The organism is Xylophilus sp. PBN-3R, assembly GCF_057747805.1.
Window position 1 is genome coordinate 2,639,696 of sequence record NZ_CM173225.1, and the last position, 25,549, is coordinate 2,665,244.

General features: G+C 66.3%; 25 protein-coding genes. 17 read left to right on the forward strand and 8 right to left on the reverse strand.

Translation table 11 applies throughout. The features are described 5' to 3' along the window. Positions 1–30: 30 nt before the first annotated feature. Positions 31–1,062, reverse strand: a complete 1,032-nt coding sequence (locus AC3ANW_RS12555; RefSeq protein WP_488341181.1) for a branched-chain amino acid ABC transporter permease — start codon at positions 1,060–1,062, stop codon at positions 31–33. A 12-nt stretch (positions 1,063–1,074) separates the two neighbouring features. Beyond that, complete coding sequence (locus tag AC3ANW_RS12560; RefSeq protein WP_488341182.1) at positions 1,075–2,223, reverse strand: ABC transporter substrate-binding protein; 1,149 nt, start codon at positions 2,221–2,223, stop codon at positions 1,075–1,077. A 359-nt stretch (positions 2,224–2,582) separates the two neighbouring features. On the opposite strand from AC3ANW_RS12560, the gene AC3ANW_RS12565 reads away from it, so the two are divergent. The 11 genes from AC3ANW_RS12565 (at position 2,583) to AC3ANW_RS12615 (ending at position 11,045) form a co-directional block, all read left to right on the forward strand. Next, entirely contained in the window at positions 2,583–3,770 is a 1,188-nt protein-coding gene (locus AC3ANW_RS12565) for an acyl-CoA dehydrogenase family protein (protein ID WP_488341183.1), read from the forward strand. Positions 3,771–3,794: 24 nt separating this feature from the next. Beyond that, positions 3,795–4,169 (forward strand): IacB protein, encoded by a 375-nt coding sequence (locus tag AC3ANW_RS12570; RefSeq protein ID WP_488341184.1) that lies wholly within the window; start codon positions 3,795–3,797, stop codon positions 4,167–4,169. An 8-nt stretch (positions 4,170–4,177) separates the two neighbouring features. Continuing rightward, entirely contained in the window at positions 4,178–4,738 is a 561-nt protein-coding gene (locus tag AC3ANW_RS12575) for a nuclear transport factor 2 family protein (protein WP_488341185.1), read from the forward strand. A gap of 33 nt (positions 4,739–4,771) precedes the next feature. Continuing rightward, on the forward strand, positions 4,772–6,055 hold the full coding sequence (locus AC3ANW_RS12580) for an aromatic ring-hydroxylating oxygenase subunit alpha (protein WP_488341186.1): 1,284 nt from the start codon (positions 4,772–4,774) through the stop codon (positions 6,053–6,055). Between the two features lie 20 nt (positions 6,056–6,075). Beyond that, a complete protein-coding gene (locus AC3ANW_RS12585; protein WP_488341187.1) occupies positions 6,076–6,552 on the forward strand; it encodes an aromatic-ring-hydroxylating dioxygenase subunit beta in 477 nt (158 codons plus the stop codon). Positions 6,553–6,560: 8 nt separating this feature from the next. Then, a complete protein-coding gene (locus AC3ANW_RS12590; protein ID WP_488341188.1) occupies positions 6,561–7,307 on the forward strand; it encodes an SDR family NAD(P)-dependent oxidoreductase in 747 nt (248 codons plus the stop codon). Positions 7,308–7,317: 10 nt separating this feature from the next. Further along, positions 7,318–8,280 (forward strand): PDR/VanB family oxidoreductase, encoded by a 963-nt coding sequence (locus AC3ANW_RS12595; RefSeq protein WP_488341189.1) that lies wholly within the window; start codon positions 7,318–7,320, stop codon positions 8,278–8,280. A 23-nt stretch (positions 8,281–8,303) separates the two neighbouring features. Next, on the forward strand, positions 8,304–8,795 hold the full coding sequence (locus AC3ANW_RS12600) for a flavin reductase (RefSeq protein ID WP_488341190.1): 492 nt from the start codon (positions 8,304–8,306) through the stop codon (positions 8,793–8,795). Continuing rightward, the gene (locus tag AC3ANW_RS12605; protein ID WP_488341191.1) at positions 8,792–9,772 is read left to right on the forward strand and encodes a ketopantoate reductase family protein; all 981 of its coding nucleotides are present in this window, start codon (positions 8,792–8,794) and stop codon (positions 9,770–9,772) included. Before AC3ANW_RS12600 ends, AC3ANW_RS12605 begins: the two co-directional genes overlap by 4 nt. 20 nt (positions 9,773–9,792) lie before the next feature. Next, positions 9,793–10,560: a class II aldolase/adducin family protein gene (locus tag AC3ANW_RS12610; protein ID WP_488341192.1), complete on the forward strand. Its 768-nt coding sequence runs from the start codon at positions 9,793–9,795 to the stop codon at positions 10,558–10,560. Positions 10,561–10,655: 95 nt separating this feature from the next. Continuing rightward, positions 10,656–11,045: a hypothetical protein gene (locus tag AC3ANW_RS12615; protein WP_488341193.1), complete on the forward strand. Its 390-nt coding sequence runs from the start codon at positions 10,656–10,658 to the stop codon at positions 11,043–11,045. Here the strand turns inward: AC3ANW_RS12615 and AC3ANW_RS12620 are convergent. Then, a complete protein-coding gene (locus AC3ANW_RS12620) occupies positions 11,009–12,283 on the reverse strand; it encodes an acyltransferase family protein (RefSeq protein WP_488341194.1) in 1,275 nt (424 codons plus the stop codon). The genes AC3ANW_RS12615 and AC3ANW_RS12620 overlap by 37 nt on opposite strands. A gap of 74 nt (positions 12,284–12,357) precedes the next feature. On the opposite strand from AC3ANW_RS12620, the gene AC3ANW_RS12625 reads away from it, so the two are divergent. Then, a complete protein-coding gene (locus AC3ANW_RS12625; protein ID WP_488341195.1) occupies positions 12,358–13,344 on the forward strand; it encodes an AraC family transcriptional regulator in 987 nt (328 codons plus the stop codon). Between the two features lie 24 nt (positions 13,345–13,368). Here AC3ANW_RS12625 and AC3ANW_RS12630 read toward each other — a convergent pair whose 3' ends face one another. The 3 genes from AC3ANW_RS12630 to AC3ANW_RS12640 are packed head-to-tail and all read right to left on the reverse strand — an operon-like array spanning position 13,369 to position 16,759. Next, positions 13,369–14,202, reverse strand: coding sequence for an LLM class flavin-dependent oxidoreductase (locus tag AC3ANW_RS12630; RefSeq protein WP_488341196.1), 834 nt, complete (start codon positions 14,200–14,202; stop codon positions 13,369–13,371). Next, complete coding sequence (locus AC3ANW_RS12635; protein WP_488341197.1) at positions 14,199–15,482, reverse strand: LLM class flavin-dependent oxidoreductase; 1,284 nt, start codon at positions 15,480–15,482, stop codon at positions 14,199–14,201. The genes AC3ANW_RS12630 and AC3ANW_RS12635 overlap by 4 nt, the downstream gene beginning before the upstream one ends. Continuing rightward, positions 15,479–16,759, reverse strand: a complete 1,281-nt coding sequence (locus AC3ANW_RS12640) for an acyl-CoA dehydrogenase family protein (protein ID WP_488341198.1) — start codon at positions 16,757–16,759, stop codon at positions 15,479–15,481. The genes AC3ANW_RS12635 and AC3ANW_RS12640 overlap by 4 nt, the downstream gene beginning before the upstream one ends. A gap of 171 nt (positions 16,760–16,930) precedes the next feature. On the opposite strand from AC3ANW_RS12640, the gene AC3ANW_RS12645 reads away from it, so the two are divergent. Genes AC3ANW_RS12645 through AC3ANW_RS12660 form a run of 4 tightly spaced genes read left to right on the forward strand, consistent with a single transcriptional unit; the run spans position 16,931 to position 22,005 of the window. Next, positions 16,931–18,523 carry an ABC transporter substrate-binding protein gene (locus AC3ANW_RS12645; protein ID WP_488341199.1) on the forward strand — a complete coding sequence of 531 codons (1,593 nt, stop codon included), beginning with the start codon at positions 16,931–16,933 and terminating at the stop codon, positions 18,521–18,523. 25 nt (positions 18,524–18,548) lie between these two features. After that, positions 18,549–19,499: an ABC transporter permease gene (locus AC3ANW_RS12650; RefSeq protein WP_488341200.1), complete on the forward strand. Its 951-nt coding sequence runs from the start codon at positions 18,549–18,551 to the stop codon at positions 19,497–19,499. Then, the gene (locus tag AC3ANW_RS12655) at positions 19,496–20,380 is read left to right on the forward strand and encodes an ABC transporter permease (protein ID WP_488341201.1); all 885 of its coding nucleotides are present in this window, start codon (positions 19,496–19,498) and stop codon (positions 20,378–20,380) included. Before AC3ANW_RS12650 ends, AC3ANW_RS12655 begins: the two co-directional genes overlap by 4 nt. After that, complete coding sequence (locus tag AC3ANW_RS12660) at positions 20,377–22,005, forward strand: ATP-binding cassette domain-containing protein (RefSeq protein WP_488341202.1); 1,629 nt, start codon at positions 20,377–20,379, stop codon at positions 22,003–22,005. Before AC3ANW_RS12655 ends, AC3ANW_RS12660 begins: the two co-directional genes overlap by 4 nt. Here AC3ANW_RS12660 and AC3ANW_RS12665 read toward each other — a convergent pair. Together AC3ANW_RS12665 and AC3ANW_RS12670 are read right to left on the reverse strand one after the other, a co-directional pair. Beyond that, entirely contained in the window at positions 21,936–23,057 is a 1,122-nt protein-coding gene (locus tag AC3ANW_RS12665) for a LacI family DNA-binding transcriptional regulator (protein ID WP_488341203.1), read from the reverse strand. The two genes, AC3ANW_RS12660 and AC3ANW_RS12665, sit on opposite strands and share 70 nt — an antisense overlap. 33 nt (positions 23,058–23,090) lie before the next feature. Continuing rightward, positions 23,091–24,272: an acyl-CoA dehydrogenase family protein gene (locus AC3ANW_RS12670; protein ID WP_488341204.1), complete on the reverse strand. Its 1,182-nt coding sequence runs from the start codon at positions 24,270–24,272 to the stop codon at positions 23,091–23,093. 213 nt (positions 24,273–24,485) lie between these two features. Here AC3ANW_RS12670 and AC3ANW_RS12675 point away from each other — a divergent pair, with 213 nt between their 5' ends. Beyond that, on the forward strand, positions 24,486–25,454 hold the full coding sequence (locus AC3ANW_RS12675; RefSeq protein ID WP_488341205.1) for a TauD/TfdA dioxygenase family protein: 969 nt from the start codon (positions 24,486–24,488) through the stop codon (positions 25,452–25,454). Positions 25,455–25,549 lie beyond the last annotated feature (95 nt).

The window sequence follows — 25,549 nt, forward strand, 5'->3', positions numbered from 1 at the left end:
CGGTACGAACAGAAGAAGTCGGCACTGCGCTCATGCTTCTTCTTCCGAATGGCGCGTGGTCAACGAACGCCACAGCAGGAACGGCAGGATCAGGGTGAACACGATCACTTCCTTGTAATCACTCGCCCAGAAGGTCGAGAAAGACTCCACCAGTCCCACACCCGTGGCGCCCAGCGCGGCCACCGGGTAGCTCATCAGCCCGCCGGTGACGGCTCCGACAAAACCCTTGAGGCTGATCAGGAAGCCGCTGTCGAAATACAGCGTGGTCAGCGGCGCGATCAGGATGCCCGACAGCGCGCCGATGAAAGCGGCCAGCGCAAAACTGGCCTGGCCGGCGAAGGTCGGCGAAATCCCCATCAGCTCGGCGCCCAGCCGGTTCACCGCCGTGGCCCGCAGCGCCTTGCCGTACAGCGTGCGGTTGAAGAACACGAACAGCGCCACGATCAGCACCAGCGACAGCACGATGACCCACAGCGTCTGTGCCTTGAACATCACCGGACCGAGTTCCAGACCGCCCTCCGAAAACGGCTCGCTGCGGGCACCTTCCGCGCCGAACATCAGCAGCGACAGGCCCACCAGCACGCCGTGCAGCGCGATCGACACGATCAGCAACACCAGGGCGTGGGCGGATGCGATCGGCTTGAAGCAGATGTCATACAGCAACGGCCCCATCGGCACGATCAGCGCCAGCGTCAGCAGGCCCTGCACCGTCATCGGCAAGCTCTGCAGCGGCAGCGACCTCATCACCATCAGCAAGGCGACCGCATAGGCCAGCATGCCCCACACGCCCCGCGCCGGCGGCCGGCGGCTGCGCCACACCGAGGGCAGCGCGGCCAGCGCCCGCAGCACGGCGAGCCCCAGCAGCAGCCAGGCCAGCACGGCGGGTTTGCCCGCCTGCATGCCGGCCATGGCCATGGCGCCGAAGGTGACGAATTCACCCTGCGGCACCAGCAGCACCCGTGTGATGCTGAAGACCAGGACGATGGACAGGGCCAGCAGCGCGTAGATGGCGCCGCTCGTCAGTCCGTCCTGGCCCAGCAGCAGAACAATTTGCAGATCCATGCGTTCTTCTTCTTACTTGAGCAGCGCCCAGCCGCCGTTCTTGACGGTGATGAGTTCGCGGCCGCGTTTGTCGAAACCGCTGTGATCGGCGGCCGTCATGTTGTAGACGCCCTGCGTGGCGGCCAGCTCTTTGGTCTGCTCCACCGCATCACGCAGGCCGGCGCGGAATTCGGGCGTGCCCGGCTTGCCCTTCTTCAGCGCGGCGGGAATGGCGGCCTGCAGCAGCATGCCGGCGTCGTACACGTTGGCGCCGAAGGTCGCGGGTTTGCTGCCGTACATCTTTTCGTAGTCGGCGATGTACTTCGAAGCGATGGCCTTGGTCGGGTTACTGGCCGGGATTTCATCCAGCACCAGCATGCCGCTGGCGGCCATGATGGTGCCTTCGACCTTCTTGCCGCCCAGCTTCAGGAATTCGTCGAGCGCGGCGCCGTGCGTCTGATAGACCTTCCCCTTGTAGCCCTGGTCGAACAGCGTGGTCTGCGGCAGCACGGCCGAGCTGCCCGGCGCTGCGATCAGCACTGCGTCGGGGCGTGCGGCGATGGTCTTCAGAGATTGCGCCGTCAACGATGTGTCGCGGCGCTGGAAGGACTCCGAAGACGCCAGCTTGATGCCGGCGGCGGACAGCAGGCCGCCCATCACCCTGGCCCAGTTTTCGCCGTACGGATCGGCGGTGCCGATCAGGCTGACGCTCTTCACGCCGGTCGCCTTCATGTGGTCGACCAGCGCGGTGGCGATCAGATCGTCGTTCTGCGTGGTCTTGAAGACCCACTTCTTCTGATCGGTCATCGGCAGCACCACGGCCGCAGTGCCGACGGGTGCCAGCATGGGCACGCCGGCTTCGGCGATGAACTGGATCACGCCCATCGCATTGGGCGAGCCGCTGGGCCCGATCAGCGCGTCGATCTTGTCTTCGTTGATCAGTTTCTTGACCGCCGACACGGTGGCGGTCGGGTCCGATGCGTCGTCCAGCGAGAAGTATTCGATCTTCTGGCCGGCCACTTCCTTCGGCAGCAGCGCCACGGTGTTCTTCTGTGGAATGCCCACCAGCGCCACCGGGCCGCTGGACGAAGACACCACACCGATCTTGATCTGGGCATGGGCCAGGCCCGAGGCGCAGAGGGCAGCGGCGAAGACCACGGGGAGCATGCGTTTCAGTGACATGAAAAGACCTCGAAGAAAAAACAGATTTGGGGACCGCATCGTAGGGGACGGTCTGTGGGAGCCGTCAGCAGAATTCGTGCCACGTTCACGTTTTTCCACCAAACAGTGGCCGCGATACTAGTCGCGAATTCAAGCGTTAATCCTAGGGATTTCATGGAGAAAGTCCTACGGCTTCACCCGCCCCCGAATTTTGTTTTTTCGGTGTTTTCCCCTACCAAACTGGTGCGCGTGGCTCCGGTTTGGTGCTTTTGCCATCGGTGGACGCACCCAAATAACTCGACTGTTTTGGGCAGCGTATTTAGTTGACTGTTCACGTAAAAGTCGGCTACCTTATTGGGTAATTACTGCCGGAGAAACCGATGCTGACCCTCCAATCCGCGACTGCCGAAACCGCCGACGAAGCGCCCGCTACCGCGCCCATGGCCGCCGCGAGGCCGTCCTTCGAAGAACTGCTGGCCGACATCCGTGCCCGTCGCCACGAGTTCGGCGAACAGCAGTTCATCTCGCAGGACGTGATCGACAGCTTCAAGGCCCACGGCGTGTACCGCGCGCTGGTGCCCAGGTCGCTCGGCGGCGAAGAGAAGTCGCCGCGCCAGTTCTGCGAACTGGTCGAACGCATCTCGCAGGCGGACGGCTCGGCCGGCTGGGTTGCCAGCTTCGGTATGGGTGTCACCTACCTGGCGTCGCTGCCGCCGGAGACCCTGCGCAAGATCTATGCGGACGGCCCGGACGTGGTGTTTGCCGGCGGCATCTTTCCGCCGCAGTCGGTGCCGCGTGTCGAGGGTGGTTTCGAGGTATCCGGCCGCTGGAGTTTCTCTAGCGGCTGCATGGGCGCCACCGTGGTCGGCGTCGGCATCATGCCGGCCGGCGGCGAAGGCCAGCCCCTGCCACGCATGGCCGTCATGCCGCGTGCCAGGGCTACCGTCAAACCCAACTGGGACGTGATCGGACTGGCCGGCACCGGCAGCCACGACCTGGTGGTGGACAAGGTGCTGGTGCCGGAAGAATGGACCTTCGTGCGCGGCAGCCCGGCGCAGATGGACGCACCCATCTTCCGTTACCCCAGCCTGTCTTTCGCCACCCAGGTGCTGAGCGTGGTTTCGCTGGGCATCGCGCGCGGTGCCATCGAGGAACTGAAAGGCCTGGCCACCGGCCGCATCAGCATCACCGGCGCACCGCGCACCGCCGACCGGCCGCAGGTTCAGATGGAAATCGCCCGTTGCGAAGCCCAGCTGCGCGCCGCCCGAGCTTTTTTCTACGAAGCCATGGACGAGGTATGGAACGTGCTGATCGCTGGCGGCGCACCCACACCGGACCAGGTCAGCATGCTGCGGCTTTCTTCGACCCACGCCACCCGCACCGGCGCCGAAGTGACCCGTTCCATCCAGATGCTGGCGGGCATGACCGGCATCCGCCGCGACTGCGCCCTGGCCACCCAGGTGCAGGACAGCCTGGTGGTGACCCAGCATGCCTTCATGGGCGACATCACCTATCAAAACGCAGGCGCGATGCTGTTCGGCTTGAAGCCCCTGCCCGGTTATCTGTAAACAAATCACCAAGGAAACACACCCATGACCACCGATAAGAAGCCGCCCCTGCGCACCCTGTTCTGCATCGGCATCAACCAGAACTTCTTCGACTCCACGCAAGCGGAGATGAAGGACGTCTGGACCGCCTTCGTGCAGATGATGCAGGGCATCGCCGCCCTCCCGGGCGTGACCGTCATCGGCAACATGGACGACGACCGCTCGATGGTCGGCCCGTCGGACAGCTGGCCCTGGACCACCTATGTGCTGGCCGACTGCCCTGACCTGGACAGCGTGCACGCCGCCTGCAACCTGTTTCGCACCACCCCGGTCGGCGACGGCACCTACAAGCTCTGGAAATACGCCAAGGTCGAAGCGCGTGTCGGCCGCGAACTGACGATTCCTGCATACGCAGCGTGAGCCTGGCGATGACGCAAGACCAGAAGATCGCCGCGCTGGAACTGCAGCTGCGCCGCCTGCAGGCCGAAGGCCTGATCCGCGCCTGCGTCACCCGCTACATGGCGCTGTGCGACCGGCTCGACTCGGCCACCCCGCTGGATGAACTGGCCGGCCTGTTCACTGCGGACGCCACCTGGGAAGGCCGGGGTGCGCGTTACGCCGGCAGCTTCGGCGGCTACCGCGGCCGCCAAGCCATCGCCGCCATGTTCCAGACCTATATGTGCAGCCCGCCGCACTTCGCGCTGAACGTGCACTTTCTGTGTTCCGAAACCATCGCCGTCGCGGCCGATGCACTGAGCGCCGACGCCAGCTGGGTGATGCTGCAGACGTCCACATTCGCCAGCGCCGAGTCGCATCTCAATGCCGCCCGGCTGACGCTGAAACTGCGGGAAGAAGAAGGCACCTGGCGCATCGCCCTTTTCCAGACCGAGAACCTGTTCAGCCGCCCCACCGGCCCCTGGAACGACACGGCACCGCTGCCCGTGCCCGGCCGTTTCGACAACTCCGGCAACGCCGACCAGACATCCTGATTCCGAATCCGAATCTTCCCCACGAGGCCCGCCATGAACGCACCCGCCCAAACCCTCCATTTCCATCGCCCGAACGTGCCCGTCGCCGACCTGGTGCGGGACGATAAGGTCCACACCTCGCTCTACAACGACGCGGCCATCTTCGATGACGAGATGGAAAAGATCTTCCGCAACACCTGGGTCTGGGTGGCGCATGTGAGCGAGGTGCCGGACGTCGGCAGCTACAAGACCCACTGGGTGGGCAAGGAGCCGGTCATCGTGGTGCGCGACCGCAAGAAACAGGTGCGGGTGCTGCTCAACCGCTGCCGCCACCGCGCAGCCACGGTGTGCGAACACAAGAAGGGCAAGGCCAACACTTTCGTCTGCCCGTACCACGGCTGGAGCTATGCGCTCGACGGTTCCCTGCGCGGCGTACCGCACCCCGAGAGCTATGGCGACATCCTCGACAAGGCCGAACTGCCGCTGGTCAACCTGCGGGTCGAGGAATACGCCGGCATGGTCTTCGCAACGTTCAAGGACGACATCGAACCGCTGGCCGACTATCTCGGCCCGGCGAAGAAATGGATGGACCTGTTCATGAAGCAGGGCGGCGGTTTTCCGGTCAAGGTCGGTGGTGAACACCGCTTCAAGTTCCCCGGCAACTGGAAGATCCAGCTGGAAAACACGACCGACGCCTATCACTTCCCGCTGGTGCATCGCAGCTTTCTGCACTCGGTCGACAAGCAGACCGAAGAGATGCTCGACTTCGTCACCGGCAAGGGTTTCGTCGAAGACCTCGGCAACGGCCACAGCGTGATGGTGATGATCCCGGAGCTGATCGACCTCGACGCCGACCTCGACAAGGACATCCCCACCAAATACGAGGAACTCGCCCAACAGCTGCGCGACGAGGGCCACGATGAAACCAAGGTCCGCAAGATCGTGCGTGCCGTCGGAGGGTCGGGTTTCAACCTGAACCTGTTCCCCAACATCGCCTGCTCCATGGCTTTCTTCCGGGTGCTGCAGCCGGTTTCCGTCGACGAGACCGAGATCCACCATTCGGTGATCCTGATGGACGGCGGACCTGCCGAAGGCAACCGTGCCCGGCTGCGCATGCACGAGCATTTCCAGGGCCCCATGGGTTTCGGCACGCCGGACGATTCCGAAGCCTGGGAACGGGTGCAGGCCGGCGCCAGGGCCGGTCGTGACCTGTGGGTGCTGCTCAACCGCGGCATGCCGCTCGAGAAGAAGACCGAGGACGGCGTGGCCGGCGATGTGAGTGCCGAGACCGGCATGCGCGCTGCATATCGGCAGTGGAAAAAGATGATGACCGCGTGATTCGGGAAAGAGCCAACAACATGAACATCGACCTGCTCCACAAAGCCGCCGCCTTCATCTGGGCCGAAAGCGACATGCTCGACCACACCGAGTACGACGACTGGCTGAAGCTCTGGGCGCCCGACGGCGTCTACGTGATCCCGATCGACCCGAAGGAAACCGACTTCGAAAACACCCTCAACTACGCCTACGACGACCGCCAAATGCGCGAAAAACGCGTGGCCCGGCTGGTCGGCGGCGAGGCCATTTCGTCCGCCCCGGTCGCCCGCACGGTGCGCAGCGTTTCGCGTTTGCGCCTGCTGTCCGAAGACGGCGACCGGGTCACCGTGCGCTGCGCCCAGGACCTGCGCGAGTTCCGCAAGGATCGCTTTCGCCAGCACACCTCCGACGTCACCTACGAGCTGCAACGCGATGGCGACAGCTTCCGCATCCAGCGAAAGATCGTGCAGCTGATCAACTCCACCGACACGCTGACCGCTGTCGGCTACATCCTTTGATGACCGCCATGGCAGATCGACAAAACGCCCTGGTCACCGGCGCCGCCAGCGGGCTGGGCCTTTGCATCGCCGAAGCGCTGCACGGCGCCGGTTACCGCGTGGCCATCACCGACCGCGACGGCGCGGCCGCAGAGGCTGCGGCCTCCAAGCTCGACGCCAGCGGCGCCACCGCCTTCGGCCTGGCGCTGGACGTCGTCTCGAAGGCCGCCTTCGAAGCCGCCGCCGATGCAGTCGAAGCCCGCTGGGGCCGGCTGCAGGTGGCTGTCAACAACGCCGCGGTGACGCTGACCACACCGGTCATGCAGATCAGCCCGGAAGAGTTCGAGGACGTGCTGCGCATCAACCTGCGCGGCACCTTCCTGGGCTGCCAGGTTTTCGGTGCCCGCATGGCGGCGGCCGGCTACGGCCGGCTGGTCAACATCGCGTCGCTGGCCGGACAGAACGGCGGCACGGCTTCCGGCGCGCATTACGCTTCGTCCAAGGCCGGCATCCTCACCCTGACCAAGATCTTCGCGCGCGAACTGGCGCCCTCCGGTGTCACGGTCAACGCGATGGCGCCCGGCCCGCTCGACCTGCCGTCGGTGCGCGCCGCCGTGCCGGCCGAGCGGCTCGAAAAGCTGGTCGCGATGATCCCCGTACAGCGCCTGGGCAACCCCAGGTTCATCGCCTCCCAGGTCGTCCAGCTGGCGTCGCCCGAAGCCGATTCCTGCACCGGAGCCGCGTGGGACGTCAACGGCGGCATCTTCATGCGCTGAGGGTTTTGAAATGACCACTGAAACACACCGAGTCGTCGTCCGCAACCGCAGCGTTCAGGGCGGCGCCACCGTGGTGCTGGACCTGCAGAGCGCCGACGGCAGCGCCCTGCCCGCCTTCGAGGCCGGTGCGCACATCGACCTGCACCTCACGCCCGAACTGGTGCGCCAGTATTCGTTGTGCGGCGACCCGGCCGAGACCGGCCGCTATCGGCTGGGCGTGCTGCGCGACCCGGCGTCGCGCGGCGGCTCGCTCGCGGTTTTCGACACGCTGAACGAAGGCGCGCTGATCACCATCGGCGCACCACGCAACCACTTTCCGCTGGCCGCCGACGCGCAACACAGCGTACTGGTGGGCGGCGGCATCGGCATCACGCCGATGATCGCCATGGCCTATGCCCTCAATGCGGCAGGCAAGTCCTTCGAGCTGCATTACTGCGCCCGCTCGGCCGCCAGCAGCGCCTTCCTGGACGAACTGGCCGCCGCGCCTTTCGCCGCCAGCGTGCACCTGCATTTCGACGATGCCGGCGAGGCAGGAAAACTGCAGCTGCCGACATTGCTGGCAGCCGCCGGCACCGCCGGAACCCATCTCTACACCTGCGGCCCGTCGGGTTTCATGGACTGGGTGATCGCCACCGGCGAAAAGGCCGGCCTGCCCGCCGGACAGATCCACCGCGAATACTTCAGCGCCGACATCGACACCAGCGGCGCCGGCTTCGAAGTGGTCGCCAAGGCCAGCGGCAAAACGGTGCAGGTGGCGGCCGGCCAGAGCATCGTCGCGGCGCTGAAGACCATCGGCATCAAGGTCGACGTCTCCTGCGAGGAAGGTGTCTGCGGCACCTGCGTCTGCACCGTGCTGGAAGGCGAATGCGACCACCGGGACGTCTACCTGACCGACGAGGAAAAGGCCGACAACGACCAGATCATGACCTGCTGTTCGCGGGCCAGGTCGGCACGGCTCGTGCTGGATATCTGAACCGCCACCGGAAGGACGCCGACATGATTTCCACCACCGACTTTCGCAACGGCATGGCCCTGCTGGCCGGCGCCGTGAACGTCATCACCACCGATGGCGCGGCCGGGCTCGCGGGTTTCACCGCCTCCGCCGTGTGCAGCGTGACCGACACCCCGCCGACACTGCTGGTGTGCATGAACCGCAACTCCTTCGCCCACCGTTTCTTCGTCGAGAACCGACGGCTTTGCGTCAATGTGCTGGCCGGTGACCAGCAGGATGTTTCGGCCCTGTTCGCCAACCGCGAGGTGACGATGGACCAGCGTTTTGCCAAGGCGCCGTGGCAGGTGCTGGAAACCGGCGCGCCGGCACTCGAGGGCGCGCTGGTCAACTTCGACGGCGACATCACCCAGATCCACGATGTCGGGTCGCACAGCATCTTTTTTGCCGAACTGCGCTCGGTGCGCCTCGGCGGTCAGGAATCCCACGGACTGGCGTATTTCAACCGCGCCTACCACCGGCTGGGTGCACCGGCATGAGCCGCATCGCGATCGCCGGCGCAGGCGCCATCGGCTCTACCCTGGCCGCACGGCTGGCCCATGACGGACACGTCGTCAGCGTGCTGGCGCGTGGCGCCACGCTGCAGGCGCTGCGTCGTCACGGTGCGCGGCTGGAAGACCTGGGCGGCAGCGTTTCGGCAGGCGTCACCGCCGACGACCAGCCGTCCTTCGGTGTGCAGGACATCATTTTCCTTTGCTGCAAATCGCAGGACCTGCCGACGCTGGCCGCCCGGGTCGCACCGTTGGTCGGCCCCGAAACCCTCATCGTGCCGACCACCAACGGAGTGCCCTTCTGGTACTTCCACCGCGAAGGCGGGCGTTTCCAGGGTCGCACCGTCGAGACGGTCGACCCCGGCGGCAGCATCGGCCGCCACCTGCCACTGGACCAGGTCATCGGTGCGGTCACCTTCATCACCGCCGAGTCACCCGAGCCCGGACGCGCGGTGGCCCGCAACCCGCATCTCATCATGCTCGGCGAGCCCGGCAACGGCAGCAGCCCGCGCCTGCTGGCACTGGCCGGACTGCTCACCGCCGCCGGCATCGAGGGCCGCGTCATCGACCGTCTGCGCGACAAGCTCTGGACCAAGATCATCGCCAACCTCACCAGCAACCCGCTGTCGGTGACCACACGGGCCACGCTGGACCAGATCTACAGCCGGGCCGACCTGCTGCCCACGGTGCGTGCCGTCATGCTCGAAGCCATGCTCGCCGCCGCCTGCCACGGCGCCCGCATGACCATCGATCCCATCGAATTCCTGGCGCTGGGCACTGCCATGGGGCCGATCCGCACCTCGATGCTGCAGGACTTCGAACGCGGCCGGCCGCTGGAACTTGCGGCGATCGGCGATGCGGTGGTCGAGATCGCCGCGCTGTACGACCTTCCGATGAGCGCCACCCGCGAGATGCTTGCACGCACCCGCGAACATGCCAGAACAGCCGCAGCCGTCGCGGCCTGAACCCTTTTATGGAGCCCGCCATGAACACCCTCGCCACATCCGACGAACTCCGCCCCGCCGGCTGCTCCGAAACCGAATGGGCGCTGCGCTGCCAGCTGGCCGACGGCTACCACCTGATCGACCATTTCGGCTGGACAGAGACGATCTTCAACCACATCTCGGTACGGTTGCCCGGTGAAGAAGGTCACTACCTGGTCAACCCCTTCGGCCTGAACTACGACGAGGTGACAGCCGCCAACCTGCTGAAGGTCGACCTTCAGGGCGCGCTGGTCGAACCATCGCCCTACCCCGCCAATCCGGCCGGTTTCGCACTGCACAGCGCCATCCACGGCGCACGCCACGACGCCCATTGCGTGGTGCACACCCACACCACGCCCATCTCGGCCATCGCCCTGAAACGCGCGGGTTTCGGACACGACGACTTCTACGGTGCGCAGCTGACCGGCCGCATCGGGTACCACACCTTCGAGGGCATCACCCTGTTCGAAGACGAGAAGCAACGCATGCTGGTCAGTCTGGGCGACAAACACATCCTGGTGCTGCGCAACCACGGCGTGGCGGTGTGCGAATCGAATGTGGCGCGCACCTTCTTTTTGCTGTGGACCGTCCAGCGTGCAGCCGAGATCCAATGCCAGGCCCTGTCGATGGCAGGCGACAACGTGGCCCTGCCGGAAGCCATCGGCCGAAAGTGTGCGGACCTGACCCAGCAACTGATCGCCGGCCATGACTTCGCCGAAAAATGGTTCACCGCGATGGTGCGCCGCATGGCGGCCAGACGGTTACGCTGACGCTGTCGAGCGCCCACTACCATCGGCTTTTTCCTACAGGCCGACGGTCGGTTTTCCCCAGGGGCAGCATGCCGCGCCTTACGAGAATGCAGCACATGACTGCACTCCGCTGGCGCGATTCGCTGCCGCCCCCGCAACCCACCCGTCACCGCGTACGGGCCCGTCAGGATTTCGAGGATTCGGTCCTGGCCGATCAGCTCAAGGGCCCGGAGCACCCTGGCCTGGCCATGCTGGCCGCCGCCAAGGAACCCCGCCAGCGCATCGTGCTGCCGCAGGCAAACAAAGCCCGGCCCTCGCATCCACCCTTCGCCGACCAAGACAGGAACGACGAGCAACGCATGGATGACTGGGGAGACCTCACGGTTGGCCCGTCACCATCGTTCGCGCATTACGCTGGCATGGTAGCGGCCGGTGCGGCCCTGGTGGTCTGCACCTGGCTGGCGTCGGTTCACCTTCCGGAACTGCTGGAACGCTTGGGCGGCTGAATCGCCGGACTTGCCGGCAAAACCGGCCACGGCGGCGTGCGGAAGCGCTTCAGCAACGGTTTTTCGAACACGTGGTGGACCAGCAGGCCTACCGCGGTGCAAGCCACCAGCATCGCCATCGAAAACATGCCCACCGGCAGGCTCATGCCGAGCAAGGCCACCAGCCGCGCGGCCGGTCCCATGACGAATCCGTGGGTGAGGTAGCTGCTGTACGACGCGTCACCCGCCAGTTGCAGCACACGGAACACCTGGCTTTCCGACTGGTCGCCGGTCTTGGTTTCGAGAAGGCAGGCACCCACGACGAGCATGACGACCGTCGCCAGAACCGGCTCGTATGTTCCGGGCGACCACGCCAGCCAACCCAGCCAGGGCGCCAGGGCCAACATCACCAAATAGGCGAAAAACGCACCTGCCGCCAGCCCCAGTGCCCCACCGGACGAGATGCCGGCCGCCACGATCCAGCGCATGCAGCGCGGCCGGGCCCAGGCCAGCAGCATGCCGATCAGGAAATAGACGAGGCAGATATCGGTCAGCAGATACAGATAACCGGCCGGCACCGAGCCGACGGGTGGCGAACCGGCCGGTGCGGTCAGGCCTTGCCACTTCAACAGGAACATGAGTCCGAAACAGGCCGCCACCCATAATCCCCGCATGTTCCGATCGAACAACAGGGACACGGCAAACACCGCATAAAAGAACATCTCGAAATTCAGTGTCCAGCCGACACCGAGAATCGGACGAATGACATATTCATTATGTGCGATGAAGAAAAGCGACGAGGTCAATTCGCCGCCGGTCGGCGGATCGCCCTGGCACGCCAGTTTTGCGGCGTAGATAAAGGTCACCGTCCAATACAGGGGAACTACCCGCACCACCCGCCGCCAGGCGAATTCCGCCATGGAACCCACGCCTGACGGCATCCGCCGACCGGCACTGAAGATCATGAATCCGCTGATGCAGAAGAACAGCTTGACTCCCAGATCACCGAGTGCGAACGAAGATAATGGCGACCAGGCGGCGGCGACCTTGGTGCCATAAGTATCCTGTGCATGTGAAAATATCACCACACCGGCGGCCATCGCCCGTAATACCTGCAATGCACATAATCTCTCGGTCGCGCCGGACATAACCATCATCTCTCTCGGGTGCGGATCTCCGACTATGCGTCCCGACACAGCATTTGTCAGATTACCGCCTTGGTCCGTTGGTACCCGTGCATTCGTGGCAGGCGATGGCATGTTTACTGCTTAGGGTTGACGACAGGTCTGCAGGCACCCATTCGTGTGCACAGTCGGGCCAAAAATCCCCATCGATGAACAACGTGCCAGATCTCTTGAGCGCTCCTCCGGCGCTGGACCTCAGCCCGCTCTATCGCCACTGCGTTTTCCGGTCGGACGCCGCAGTGGAGTCGCACGACCACGTATCGCGTGAACTTTCCGACCACGACCTGGTCTGGCGGCACGGCCGTGTGGACACGGCCATGCACAAGGCCAGCCTTCGGCAAACCAGCATGTTCACCCTGCGTTACGGCGCCGAGGTGGAGGTGCGCCCGCGCGCTTTCGACGATTTCGTGCTGGTGCACATGTCGCTGCGCGGTGCCGCGGAAGTCGAAGCGGACGGCCAGCGCATCCACATCCCCGAAGGCCGGACCGCACTCATCGCGCCGCGCCGCAATATCCGCATGTTGTGGCAGCAGGGGTCGGAGCAATTCATCCTGAAGGTGCCGCACGCCTTGCTCGGCCACGGCGGCCAGCTGCCAGTTCTGCCCGCCGCCGCGCTGATGCCCACGCATTCCGAGGCGCAGTGGCGGTTGATGATGCAGTCGATGGTGCTGACCACCGCGCTGCAGAACGGCAGCCCGGCGCATGCCGCATGGGTGGACCATTTCGAGCAGAACGTGGCGCTGTTCCTGCAGACGCAGCACGGCTTCGAACCGACGGTCCTCGACACCACCGTCGAACCGATCGAAAGCGGCCCCGGCGAACAACGTATCGAGGCGATGGAGCATTACATGCGGCGCCGCCTGGCCGCACCGATCGCCCTGCTCGACCTGGCCCAGGCCGCCGGTGTCGGCGTGCGGACACTGGGGGTCCTGTGCCAGCGGTTCCGGGGCACCTCGCCGATGGACCTGCTGCGCGGCATGCGGCTCGATGCCGCCCGCGCGCGCCTGCAGGCCGGCGGCTGCAACGTCACCGAGACCGCTCTGGAATACGGGTTCGGCCACCTCGGCCGGTTCTCTGCCTACTACCGCAAACGGTTCGGCGAGCTGCCTCGGGAAACAGGCGAACGGCGGCACTGAGGCGCGCCGCGACCGAAGGCTCGATCAGCCCACGTGCGAGGCGGCATCCGCATCGGCAAAAACAGGCTCGACCTGACCGGCCGCCACCGCGCTGACACCCAACCCCAGCGCAGCCCGGATGGGTCCGCCCGGGACCTCGCCCGTCCAGGCCAGCAGGGCATCGAGCCCGTCCGTACCCAGTACCAGCCGCGCATCGTTGCCGGAAAATTGCCGACCGTCGCCAGCAACAGGCGACAGTTCGATGTCGACACCCGGGGCAGCGACGGAAATGCACGGCTCGCGATGCACCAGCAGCAGGGGCGGCTTCGAGGCACCGTCGGTCGGCAGGGTCAACGGGCCGCCGATGCGCGGATATGCCGTGTCGACAACGCGCGAGATACGCGATGCATCCACGAACCATTCCGCCTGCGCATCGCTCGCCATCGCTTCCAGCGGCCAGGAATCCCACAACGAAGACACCAGCCGAAGGTAATCCGCAGCGACGGCGACACCGGCCTCCCCGGGCGGCCGGAACCAGCCCGCAGCGGATGCATCCGCCCACACCCCCAGCCCGATGCGAGCGCGGTGAATGGCACTCAGCGTGGACGCCGTGCGCGCCAGGTTGACCGGATGCTGGCTGGCAGGGTCGACCGCCACCACGACCCGGCTGATGCGGGTCGCAGCCAGCAGGAAAGACGCCAGCACGGTGCGGTCACGCACCCGCCCGGGCGGCGTGCCCAGGCCGATGGAAAACGCCGCGACCGGCACCCGGTCGAGCGCCCGGCCAACGGCGGCAGCCCTTTCGCCGCCTGCCGCCAGTTCGACCGTCAGTGCCTCCAGCGCATTGCCAGAAATATCCAGAATGGTGTGGACGGTCATAAGGGCAACTCCTGGATGCGACGGGCGAACGGAAGGACTGATGCGTGAGCAGCGGCTCCGGGTTCCGGCGGCACCAGACCCTTGCGACGCAGCACCGGCACCACCTGATCGACGAACTCCTTCAGGCCCAGCGGGTTTGCATCGAAGAGCAGGTTGAAACCATCGGCCGCGCCGCCCCGGTACCAGCGCTCGACCACCACCGCGAACTGCTCCGGCGTGCCGACGAAGAACTGGTGGCCGAAACCCGAGAAATGCCGCACCAGCTGGCCGATGCTCAGGCCGTTGGCAACGCCATAGGCGGTGATCGACTTGCGGAAACCGGCCGAGCCGCGTTCCGTCGAGCCGGCCAGCCGGTCCAGCGCGGAAGCCGGCGCGTCCAGGTCCAGCATGGCCGCATCGACATCCAGCAGGCTGGCGAATCGGCGCAAAACATAGTCCTTCGGCCCGAGCTGGTGCACCAGCTGGAAACGTGCCTCGGCCTCCGCCTCGGTCGAACCGATGACCAGATGCACACCCGGCAGCACGACCGGCGGCCGGCGGCCCAGAGCGCGGGCCATGTCGTGCAGCTCGGTGCGGTTCTTGCGGGCGACCTCGAACACCGTTTCCGCCGAAAACACCGCGTCGGCACTGCCGGCCGCGAGCCGACGACCCTGTTCCGAACCGCCGGCCTGCACGATGAGCGGCGTGGCCTGCGCGGTGAAACGGGCGGCGGCTCCATCCGTCGGAAGGTCGTCGCGTCCGACCGAATATCGGAATTCGGCTCCGTCGTGATGAAAGTCGTGCTGCCCGCGGACCGCATCGAGATAAGCGCGATAGACCTCCAGGAATTCGGTGGCACGGGCATAACGGTTGTCCCGTTCCGGAGCCTTGGCCGCCTGGAAGTCCTGCGCCGACAACTGCGGCAGGCCGGTCACCACGTTCCAGCCGAAGCGCCCTTGCGACAGCAGGTTGTAGTCGAGCAGCCGGCCCGCCAGTTCCAGCGGATCGTTGGAACCGGTGGACACGGTGGCGATGACGCCCAGGCGGGTGGTTTCGGACAGCACTACCGCCAGCGTGGCCAGCGGTTCGACCATCCGCATCGGGCGGATCGCCGGATTGGCCGACAGGCCGGGGCCGTCGGCCAGGAAGATGCCGTCGATGCCGCCGTCTTCGGCGGTGCGGGCCACGTTGCGCCAGAACGTCTCGCTCAGGTTGTCCAAGGGGCCGGTACCGGGTGCACGCCAGGCGCCCGCATCGGCACCGAAGTCGTACACGTTGGCGTTGAGGATGAACCTGCTCATCGGGTCAGCGCTTCCTGCCGCAACGGCACGGACGACGGCCCGGCTGCCGTGCCGGCGTACCAGATGTCCGGCAGCGGCACACCGTTCAGGGCCTCGTCTCCCAGCACCCGGGCCTTCTGCGGCGACGGGTTGTGGGACGACAGGGTGCGCGCATTGCGCCAGTGGCGGTCGAACCCCCTGCTGGCGACCACCATCGAACCACCGCCGATGTCGAACAGCGACTGCGCGGCGTCCATCACCAGGCTGGGCAGGATCACCTGCAGCTGGGTCACCGTGCGATGCGCATCGGCGAACGGGTCGCCCCGCGCGCCCTCGCGCGGCGATTCCAGTAGCCGGGCGGCGGAGCGCACCGCCTGCAGTGCGGTGCCGGCCACCGCCGACAGACGCCCCACCATTTCCTGCACCAGCGGGTCGTTCGCCGGGACTGTCGCGGCCGCATGGCTGAAATGCCGCTTGCGGCCACGCAGCCAGGCGGTGGCGTCGTCGAACGCGCGGATGGCGATGCCGGTGAGCGTGGCCAGGTGGGTGAGCTGTGCCATGGCGTCGTGCCGGCCGGAAGGCGTGTCTTCCGACTGGGCGCGCTGGCGCACCCGGGTCGCGTCCACCGCCACATCGGTGAAGGTCATGGTGCCGCTCATGGTGAGCCGCTGGCCGACCCCGTCCCAGTCGTCGACCACCGCCACGCCGGCCGCGTCGCGCGCCACGGTGGCGATGACATGCGCGCCGGTGGTGTCGGATGCCAGCACGTTGACCCAGTCCGCGTATCCGGCGCCGGTCGTATAGAACTTGGAGCCGTTCAGGCGCAACCCTCCGCGGTCATCGGGCCGCACGGTGGTTTCGACCGCACCCACCGCAACGGCCCCGATTTCGGTGGTGGCGCTGCCGAAGATGCTGCCCCGCGCGATCTCGCCGATGGCGAATGCGCTGCCGGGCGGCGTGGGCACCTGCACCAGGTGTTCCACCACCAGCAGATGCGAACGCAGGCTTTGCGCCACGCTCGAATCCGCCCGAGCCAGGGCGATCAGCAGATCGACCATCTGCGAATAACGAAAGCCCGATCCGCCCGAAACCACCGGCAAGCGGGCCGCGGTCACGCCGAGCCGGGCCAGCCTGCGAAGGTCGTCCGCCAGTGATCCACCTTGGCGGTCACGCGTGACGGCCTGGTCGGCGATGTCTTTCAGCACGGTGTCTATGGCGTCGGCATGGCGGCCGAAACCGATGGAGCGGGCATCCAGGTCGGCAAACGCACCGCCGTTAGAAGGCAGCGCGGCGGTCATGAAAACACCGCCATGCAGAAAATCATCTTCATATACAGAAAGGTAATAACAGGTTGATTTGATATGGATGATACTTTTGGCTTCAAGGATTGATACGAATAAATTCGCTATATGCACCGCCAAATTTCATCTAAAGAACTCCGCCACCACAAAGCGAAAAGTCTGGTAGCAGTGGCAGGCGCGGTTGCACTGGCCGTGGCGCTGGCTGCCTGCTCCAAAAAAGACGCTGCGCCGGCCCCGACGGCCGACAGCGGGCCGGTGCGTGGCGGGCAGCTGGTGGTGGCGATCCGAGCCGAGCCAGCCCAGCTGAATCCCCTGGTCGACCAGGGATCGGGCGCACATTCGGTACGGCCCGCGCTGGATTCGCTGGTCTGGGACAACGGCGACGGCAGCTACGAACCCTGGCTCGCAGAAAAATGGGAGGTGTCGGACGACGCTTCCACGTACGTCTTCCATCTGCGCAAGGACGTGACCTTCCATGACGGCACGCCGCTGAACGCTGCTGCGGTGAAGGCCAATTTCGACTACGTGCTGAACCCGGCCAACAAGTCGACCGGCTCCACTGCAAAACTCAGACCGGTGGCGACGGTGGTGGACGAATACACGTTGTCGGTGAAGCTGGGCACACCCGAGTCGAGCTTTCTGACGCTGATCGCGGCGCCCTACTTCGGCATCCTGTCGAAGGACCAGCTGGAGAACGACCCTAAGTCGCTGGCCACGAAACTGATCGCCACCGGACCGTTCAAGTTCGACAGCTGGGTCAAGGGCCAGAGCCTGACCTATGTTCGCAACGACGCCTACCACTGGGCACCGGCGAAGTTCCACCGGGGCGTCGCCTACGTGGACAGCATCAAGTACGTTTTCCTGCCGGAAGACCAGACCCGCTACAACGCGCTGGTCACCAAGGAGGCTCAGGTGGTCGATTACGTGGCGCCTGAATACGCGGACAAGGTGAAGAAGGACGCGGACTACCAGACGCAGGAATTTTTGCTGCCCGGCGTCGGCTACAGCCTGCATCTCAACAGCCGCAAGCCGCCGTTCGACCAGCTCGAAGTGCGCCAGGCCCTGCTGCATGGGCTCAACCGTGCCGAGATCGTGGCCAGCGCCACTTTCGGGGCCTATCCGACGCAGGAATACCTGGCCAGCAGCACACCGGACTTCGCCAAGGACCTGAAGAACCGGATCACCTACGACACCGCACTGGCCGGCCAGTTGCTCGACCGGGCCGGCTGGACCGAACGCGACGCGGAAGGCTTCCGCGCCAGGGGCGGCCAGCGGCTGCGTTCGTTCATCCCTTACGCCGATAACGACCAGCTGGCCCAGCGCACGCTGGAGCAGGTGCAGATAGACGCGAAAAAGCTGGGTTTCGACATCCAGCTGCAACCCGTCACCGACCTGGCCGAGCGCCTGTACAACGGTAACTACGGCCTGCTGGGCTCGTTCCAGTCGGAAGCCACCGGCATGCAGCTGTGGCGCCTGTACGGCAGCGACAACATCAGCGACGGCAAGACGGTGGGTTCGAACGCGTCCTTCCTGAGCATTCCGAAACTGGATGCCGTACTGGCCAGGGCGCGTGCTTCGGGCAAGTCGGAAGACCGGGCGCAGTACTACGCCGAAGCGCAGGAAATACTGCCCGACTACGCGCCTTCGGTGCCGCTGTATTCCCGCGCCCGGCTGGTCGCCATCCAGAAGAACGTGCACGGCGTGGCATGGGACAAGGCCTGGCCGCAACCCTATCTGTTCGACGCCTGGATCGGCAAGTAAACCCCGGCCGCAGGAACAGCACGCAGTGGAATCCCGCCTCCTTCGCCTGGCACGGCGGCTCGCGCTCGGTGTCCTCACCGTGTTCGGCGCCATCACCGTCGCCTTCTTCGCACTGCGCCTGGTGCCGGTGGATCCGGCCTTCGTGATCGCCGGCGCGGGCAACGACGCAGTGGCGATCACGGCCGAAGTGCTGGCCGCCATCCGCACCGAATACCACCTCGACCAGCCGCTGCCGGTGCAGTACCTGCTGTACCTGTCGCGGCTGGTGCACGGTGACCTCGGGATTTCGTACGTGCAGGAACAACCGGTCGCCCGGCTGATTGCCGAACAGGCAAGCCCGACCCTGGCGCTGGCTGCGTTGGCCAGCGGTCTGGCGGTGCTGATGTCGCTGGCGGCCGGTGTGCTGACCGCCGGCCAACCGCGTGCCGGCGCATTCGCCAGCGCCGTCGAACGCCTGCTGGCGTCCACACCGGTGTTCTGGATCGGTTTCCTGCTGATGCTGGTGTTCTCGGTGCAGTGGCATGTGTTTCCGCTGCTCGACGCAGGAGACCTGCGCACCCTCATATTGCCGGGGCTGACCATCGCCCTGCCCACCGCCGCGCCGCTGGCGCAGGTGTTGCGGCGGTCGATGGAAGACGTGCTCGAACAACCCTTCATCACCACGGCGCGGGCGCGCGGGCTGTCCGTCCTGGCGGTCAAGCTGCGCCACGGCCTGCGCCATGCACTCATCCCCTACCTGACGATGCTGGGTTTCTCTTTCGGCGCGCTGCTCGGCGGCGCGGCCATCACCGAAACCCTGTTCGGCCGGCCCGGCCTGGGCCGCCTGCTGGTCAACGCCGTCACCCGGCAGGACATGCCGCTGGTGCTCGGCCTGGTCACCGTCAGCACCCTGGCCTTCGTGATCGTCAACACGCTGATCGACTTCGCCTACATCCTCATCGACCACCGGCTGAAGACGGTGCTGCCACCACCATGAATATCCCCGGTTCCTTCACCGCCGATGCGCGCCTGATGGTCGATGTAGCGCCGCGGGTCCTCGGCTGGCGGCGCCCCCGCGCCGCCTCGGTCGCCGCCGCCCTGAGCCTGCTCGTCTTCACGTTGCTGCTCACCGCCGCCGTGTGGCCGCAGTTGCTCGCCCCGGGCGACCCGCTGGCGGCCGAACGTCTTCAGATCCTCAAGCCTCCTTCGCTGCAGCACTGGCTGGGCACCGATCAGATCGGCCGCGACGTCTATACCCGCATCGTCCACGGCGCCCGGCCGTCCATCTTCCTGGGCATCGGCGCGGTGGCGATCTCGCTGGTCGCCGGCACGGCCCTGGGCCTGCTCGCCGGGCTGACCCGGCGGTATGTGCCGACCCTCGTGATGCGGGCCACCGACATCGGCGCGGCCTTCCCCGAACTGCTGCTGGCGGTGTTCATCGTGTCGCTGTTCGGCAGCGGCGTGTTCAACGCCACCATCGCCATCGGCATTGCCGGCATTCCGTACTACACCCGCATCGTGCGGGCCGAAACCCTGCAGGTGCGGGGCTCGACCTATGTCGAGGCCGCGCGTGCGCTCGGACTGGAGGGCCCGCAACTCGTGCTGCGGCATATCGTTCCCAACGCACTGCGGCCGCTGGTCGTGGTTGCCACCATCGGCCTGGGCAGCGCCACGCTGGCCGGTGCGGCGCTGAGTTTTCTGGGTCTCGGCAACCCGCCGCCCGCGCCTGAATGGGGATCCATGCTGACCAATGCCCGCAACTTCCTGACCATGGGCTGGTGGGCCGCCGTGTTCCCCGGCGTGGCCATCACGCTGTTCGTGATGAGCACCACCCTGCTCGGCCGGCACCTGCAGCAACGTTCTGAAGGCCGCGCATGAATACACCGACCCGTACGCCCCTGCTCAAGGTCCGCAACCTGCAGGTGGCCTTCGATGGCAAGGACGGGCTGCGCCGTGCGGTGTCGGGTGTGAGCTTCGACCTGGCGCCCGGTGAATGTGTGGCACTGGTCGGCGAGTCGGGCTCGGGCAAAAGTGTCACCGCCCGCTGCCTGATCGGTCTCAACGGACCGAGCGCCCACATCCGGGCCGACACGCTGCGACTGAACGGCGTCGACCTGCTATCGCTGGGCGAACGCCAGTGGCGTGGCATCCGTGGCCGGGCCGTCGGCTACATCCTGCAGGACGCGCTGGTGTCGCTCGACCCGCTGCGCACCGTCGGCCAGGAACTGAAGGAAGCCATCCTGGCCACCAGCGGCACGCCGCGCAGCGAGGTCGCATCGCGTTCGCTCGAACTGCTGGCGCAGGCGCAGATGCCCGACCCCGCCAGCCGCTGCAACGAATACCCGGCACAGCTGTCCGGCGGCCTGCGCCAGCGCGCGCTGATCGCCACCGCCATCGCCGGCAACCCGCCAGTGCTGATCGCCGACGAACCGACCACCGCACTGGACGTATCGGTCCAGCAGGAAATCCTGGCGCTGTTCGCACAACTCAAGCGCCAGGGCATCGCCATCATCCTCATCAGCCATGACCTGGGTGTGGTGTCCCGGCTGGCCGACCGGGTGCTGGTGCTGCGGCGCGGCGACGTGGTCGAAAGCGGCACGATGGCCCAGGTGCTGGGGCGGCCGCAGCACGGCTACACCCGCACGCTGATCGACGCCGTTCCGCATTTCGAGGCTGCGCGCGGCCATCACGACCGCAACGCTGCAAGCGCCGCCGATGCGCCGGTGATCCTGCGTGCCACCGGCATCGGCAAGACCTTCGGTGCGCTGCCCGGCAGCGGTCGCAAGGCACTGGGCGATGTGAGCATCGAACTCCGGCGCGGCCGCACGCTGGGCCTGGTGGGTGAATCGGGTTCGGGCAAGACCACGCTGGCCAGGATCATCGCGGGCCTGGAAACCGCCACCACCGGCCGCGTCCACACCGAAGACCTGCCGGCCGCTCCATCACCCAGCCGCGCCCGGCCGATCCAGTTCGTGCACCAGGACCCGCTGAGTGCATTCGACCCGCGCTACACCGTCGGCCGCACCATCGGCGAAGCACTTTGGATGCGGTTCGGCCGGGAACCCGGCGCACGTCACCGGCAGCGGATCGCCGACTGGTTGATCAGGGTGGGCCTGGACCCGGCCCTGGCCGAGCGCCGGCCGCTGACGCTATCCGGCGGGCAGCGCCAGCGGGTGGCGATCGCCCGGGCGCTGGCCAACGAACCGCAGGTGGTGGTGATGGACGAACCGGTTTCCGCGCTCGACGTTTCGGTGCAAAAACAGATCCTCGAACTGATCACCACGCTGCAACGGGACACCGGCGCGGCCTTTTTGTTCATCTCGCACGACCTGGGCGTGATCCAGCAGGTGAGCCACGACGTCGCGGTGCTGCGCCACGGCGAACTGCGTGAATACGGTCCGGCGGCTTCGGTGCTGCAACAACCGCAGGACGGCTACACCCGCCAGCTGATCGCCGCCGTGCCCACGCTCGGCGCATTTGAACCGGCCGACGCCGCTGCCTGAACCAGCGACCGCGCCGACCCGCGCACCACCAGTTGCGGCCGGGGCAAGGCGGCATGCCGCCCACCGGGGTCGGCCTGTGTCAGCAGCAGGCCGGCCTCGCGGCCGATGGCGGCGGCGTCCTGGCGCACCGTGGTCAGGCCGGGCGACAGCAGTTCGGAAAACATGGCGTCGTCATAACCCACCACCGACATGTCTCCGGGCACGTCGACGCCGTGCTGGTGCAGGCCCTTCATCACCCCCAGCGCCAGCATGTCGTTGGCGCAGAAGACCGCTGTCACCACGGGCTCCAGGGCCAGCAGGCCCGGCACGCTGCGCAAGCCCTCCGCGACCGTCATGGCCTGCATGTTGAATTCATGCACCGTGGCGCCGGGTGTCTGTGCACAGGCCGAATGGAAACCGTGCGACCGGCTGGAACACCACGAAATCTGTGGCGAGCCGTTGACCAGCGCCATCGAACGATGGCCGCATTCCAGCAGGTAACGTGCCGCCGTCCCGGCGCCGGCCGCATGGTCCAGGCTCATCGACGGGAACTCGCCCTGCGGGTCGTCGCGGTCGAGCAGCACCACCTGGATGCCCTTGGCCTGGAGCCGGCGCAGCATCGGCAGGTTGGCGTGGGTCGGCGCGATGAGAATGCCGCGCACGCCCTGGGATTCGAAGGCTTCGAGAATGCGTTTTTCGGTTTCGGCGTCCTCGTTTGAACTGCCGATGATCAGCGGGATCTGGCCGCTGGCGGTCACCGCCTCGATGCCCTTGACGACCTCCCCCCAGAACGGGTTGGCCACATCCAGCACCACCACACCGACCGCCTTGCCGATGCCGGACTTGAGCGCCCGGGCCGAGCTGTTGACGCTGTAGCCCGAAGCCGCCATGACCCGCAGGATCTCGTCGCGGGTGGCGGGTGCGACCAGCTGCGGCCGGTTGATGGCGTTGGACACCGTCGCCTGCGAAACACCCACCAGCCGGGCGATGTCCTTCGAGGTCAGGCGCGCCCGGAACGCATCGCCCTCGCCGGGCTGCGGCAGCGGTTCTTCGGGCGGAGCGGGTTTCGTCACGGCGCGCAGTCTAGCCGCCCCGGCTGCCGCCGTTCACTGGATGTTGCCGGGTTTCGGCGGTTCGCCGGTGAGGAACCAGTAGCCCACGTTGCGGGTCTTGTATTCCTCCGGGTTGTGCAGCGTATGGGTTCGAACGTTGCGCCAGAAACGGTCCAGGCCTAGCACGTTGGCGGTCGACCGCGCACCGGTCACCTCGAAGATCCTGCTGGTCACGTCCAGCGCGGTATTGCCGGCAAAGGCGTTGGCCGCCGCCAGCGGTATGGCCGCCTCGCCGCGCTCCTGCGCCGTCAGGTCGGCGCCCCGTGCCCACACCCGGTCGAGCACTTCAAGCGCCTGGTCGGCCAGTGCGGTGGCGGCCAGCGTGCGGGTGTACAGGTCGCCGTAGACACGTTTGACCCAAGGGTCGTCCACATGCCGCTCCACCCCCGAATGCACCCAGGGCCGGCTCTCGTGCACCGTGTAGTCGCGCGCCGCCAGCAAGGCACCTTGCGCGGTGCCGATGAACACATTGAGCAGCACGCTCTGCTGGATGAACGGTGTCAGCGTGCGGTACGGCGCATCGGCCGGGCCGGTCCGCCGGTAAACCTCTTCGTCTTCCACCCGCACGTCCTGGAAGGTGCATGTGCCGCTGCCCGTCTGCCGCTGGCCGAAGGCGTCCCAGTCGTCCAGCGCCGACCAGCCGGCGCGGTCCGAAGGTATGGAGGCGTCGATGGTCTGGCCGCTGTCTTCGTCGACCCAGGTGATATGCAGCTGGTCGGCGATGTGGCTGCCGGAGGTGAAGGGTTTGTGGCCGTTCAATATCCAGTGATCGCCCACCTTGCGGCCGGTCAGGCTGCGGGCGGCCGAGTTCGAATTGTTGGCCCAGAACCAGTTACCACGCGCCGAAGCTGCGTACCAGCGCGCCGCCTGTTGCGGGCTGCCGCGCACATGGGCGGCGTGCTGCGAAGAGCCGTGGTAACCGAACAGGTGGCCTAGCGATCCGTCGACCTTGGCGAATTCGCGTGCCACCCGCAGTGCGGTCGACCACGGCTGGCCGTCGCCGCCGTGTTCGGCCGGAATGGTCAGGTTCAGCAGACCGCTCTGCTTCAACAGCCGGAAGGGTTCCAGCGGACGTCCGCCGGCCTTGTCGCGTGCCACCGCGTCGAGTCCGAAAGCTTCACGCAGGTCGGCGGCCTTGCGCAGGTGGGGATTGGAAATATCGATGTCGAAAGCCATGCCTTCGAGCTTAGGAGAAGCTCCGCGCCCGATCCGGCGGCAGATAGACCGATAACAAGTTTCCATGCTTGTTTTCCGCACTTGATGGGCGGACGCCATAGCTGGAAAGCGCAGCACCTTATGCGGATTCGTCGCAGCGCTGCGCGTGCCTCGAATCGACACTGCAGCCATCGAGCCCGGCCCGCACGCGGGCCACCATCCAGGAGCAGACCGATGACCGCCGCCAATCAACAAACGCCCGTCGGGGCAATCGACAACAGCATCGCCGACCTGCGCATCCGCCGCGTCGCCGGCAGCCTCGGCGGCGAGGTGCTGGACTTCAGACTGAGCGCCGACCTGTCGGCCGGGGCCATCGCCGACATCGAAACCGCGCTGGTCAAGCACAAGGTGCTTTTCTTCCGCGGCCAGGGCCATCTGGACGACGCACAGCACCAGGCCTTCGGCGCCCTGTTCGGCCGCACGGTGGCCCATCCCACGGTGCCGTCACCCGACGGCACCAAACTTTTTGAACTGGATGCTTCGAAGGGCGGCGGCCGTGCCGATTCATGGCACACCGACGTCACCTTCGTCGATGCCTTTCCCAAGATATCCATCCTGCGCGGCGTCACCATCCCGGCTTACGGCGGCGACACCGTATGGGCCAACACCGCCCTGGCCTACGACCGCCTGCCGCCACATCTCAAGGCCCTGGCAGACAACCTGTGGGCGGTGCACAGCAACGACTACGACTACGGCGCCGACCGGGTGAACCTGGAAGAAACCCGGCTCGACCACCACAACAAGGTGTTTGTCTCCGCCGTCTACGAAGCCGAGCATCCGGTGGTGCATGTGCACCCGGTCAGCGGCGAACGTGCCCTGCTGCTGGGGCATTTCGTGAAGAAGCTCGCCGGCCTGTCGAGCAATGAATCGGCCCGCATCTTCGAGCTGCTGCAGAACCGGGTGGTGCGCCTCGAAAACACGGTGCGCTGGGCCTGGCAGCAGGACGACGTGGTGATCTGGGACAACCGCGCCACCCAGCATTTCGCCATCAACGACTACGGCAACCAGCCGCGTGTGGTGCGTCGGGTGACGGTGCACGGCGATTCGGCGGTAGCCATCGACGGCCGGCGCAGCCGCACCCGCCGCCGGCCCGAAGCGATCAACGATTCGCACATCGACACGCTGATCGCCACCACCGCCTGAGCGGGGGCGCGGGCCGCCGGCCGAGGCCCTGCGACTTATCCCTCGCCGCTGTGGAAAACCCTGTGCAAAGCCGGGCGGGAAACCTCCGTGATCCG

Bases quoted from the DNA above. Each gene is read 5' to 3' on its own strand.
- AC3ANW_RS12585 (WP_488341187.1), top strand. From the start codon at position 6,076: ATGAACATCGACCTGCTCCACAAAGCCGCCGCCTTCATCTGGGCCGAA.
- AC3ANW_RS12555 (WP_488341181.1), bottom strand. From the start codon at position 1,062: ATGGATCTGCAAATTGTTCTGCTGCTGGGCCAGGACGGACTGACGAGC.
- AC3ANW_RS12575 (WP_488341185.1), top strand. From the start codon at position 4,178: ATGACGCAAGACCAGAAGATCGCCGCGCTGGAACTGCAGCTGCGCCGC.
- AC3ANW_RS12600 (WP_488341190.1), top strand. From the start codon at position 8,304: ATGATTTCCACCACCGACTTTCGCAACGGCATGGCCCTGCTGGCCGGC.
- AC3ANW_RS12605 (WP_488341191.1), top strand. From the start codon at position 8,792: ATGAGCCGCATCGCGATCGCCGGCGCAGGCGCCATCGGCTCTACCCTG.
- AC3ANW_RS12560 (WP_488341182.1), bottom strand. From the start codon at position 2,223: ATGTCACTGAAACGCATGCTCCCCGTGGTCTTCGCCGCTGCCCTCTGC.
- AC3ANW_RS12590 (WP_488341188.1), top strand. From the start codon at position 6,561: ATGGCAGATCGACAAAACGCCCTGGTCACCGGCGCCGCCAGCGGGCTG.
- AC3ANW_RS12630 (WP_488341196.1), bottom strand. From the start codon at position 14,202: ATGACCGTCCACACCATTCTGGATATTTCTGGCAATGCGCTGGAGGCA.
- AC3ANW_RS12595 (WP_488341189.1), top strand. From the start codon at position 7,318: ATGACCACTGAAACACACCGAGTCGTCGTCCGCAACCGCAGCGTTCAG.
- AC3ANW_RS12670 (WP_488341204.1), bottom strand. From the start codon at position 24,272: ATGGCTTTCGACATCGATATTTCCAATCCCCACCTGCGCAAGGCCGCC.
- AC3ANW_RS12565 (WP_488341183.1), top strand. From the start codon at position 2,583: ATGCTGACCCTCCAATCCGCGACTGCCGAAACCGCCGACGAAGCGCCC.
- AC3ANW_RS12615 (WP_488341193.1), top strand. From the start codon at position 10,656: ATGACTGCACTCCGCTGGCGCGATTCGCTGCCGCCCCCGCAACCCACC.
- AC3ANW_RS12570 (WP_488341184.1), top strand. From the start codon at position 3,795: ATGACCACCGATAAGAAGCCGCCCCTGCGCACCCTGTTCTGCATCGGC.
- AC3ANW_RS12620 (WP_488341194.1), bottom strand. From the start codon at position 12,283: ATGCCATCGCCTGCCACGAATGCACGGGTACCAACGGACCAAGGCGGT.
- AC3ANW_RS12655 (WP_488341201.1), top strand. From the start codon at position 19,496: ATGAATATCCCCGGTTCCTTCACCGCCGATGCGCGCCTGATGGTCGAT.
- AC3ANW_RS12580 (WP_488341186.1), top strand. From the start codon at position 4,772: ATGAACGCACCCGCCCAAACCCTCCATTTCCATCGCCCGAACGTGCCC.
- AC3ANW_RS12675 (WP_488341205.1), top strand. From the start codon at position 24,486: ATGACCGCCGCCAATCAACAAACGCCCGTCGGGGCAATCGACAACAGC.
- AC3ANW_RS12610 (WP_488341192.1), top strand. From the start codon at position 9,793: ATGAACACCCTCGCCACATCCGACGAACTCCGCCCCGCCGGCTGCTCC.
- AC3ANW_RS12625 (WP_488341195.1), top strand. From the start codon at position 12,358: ATGAACAACGTGCCAGATCTCTTGAGCGCTCCTCCGGCGCTGGACCTC.
- AC3ANW_RS12660 (WP_488341202.1), top strand. From the start codon at position 20,377: ATGAATACACCGACCCGTACGCCCCTGCTCAAGGTCCGCAACCTGCAG.
- AC3ANW_RS12640 (WP_488341198.1), bottom strand. From the start codon at position 16,759: ATGACCGCCGCGCTGCCTTCTAACGGCGGTGCGTTTGCCGACCTGGAT.
- AC3ANW_RS12635 (WP_488341197.1), bottom strand. From the start codon at position 15,482: ATGAGCAGGTTCATCCTCAACGCCAACGTGTACGACTTCGGTGCCGAT.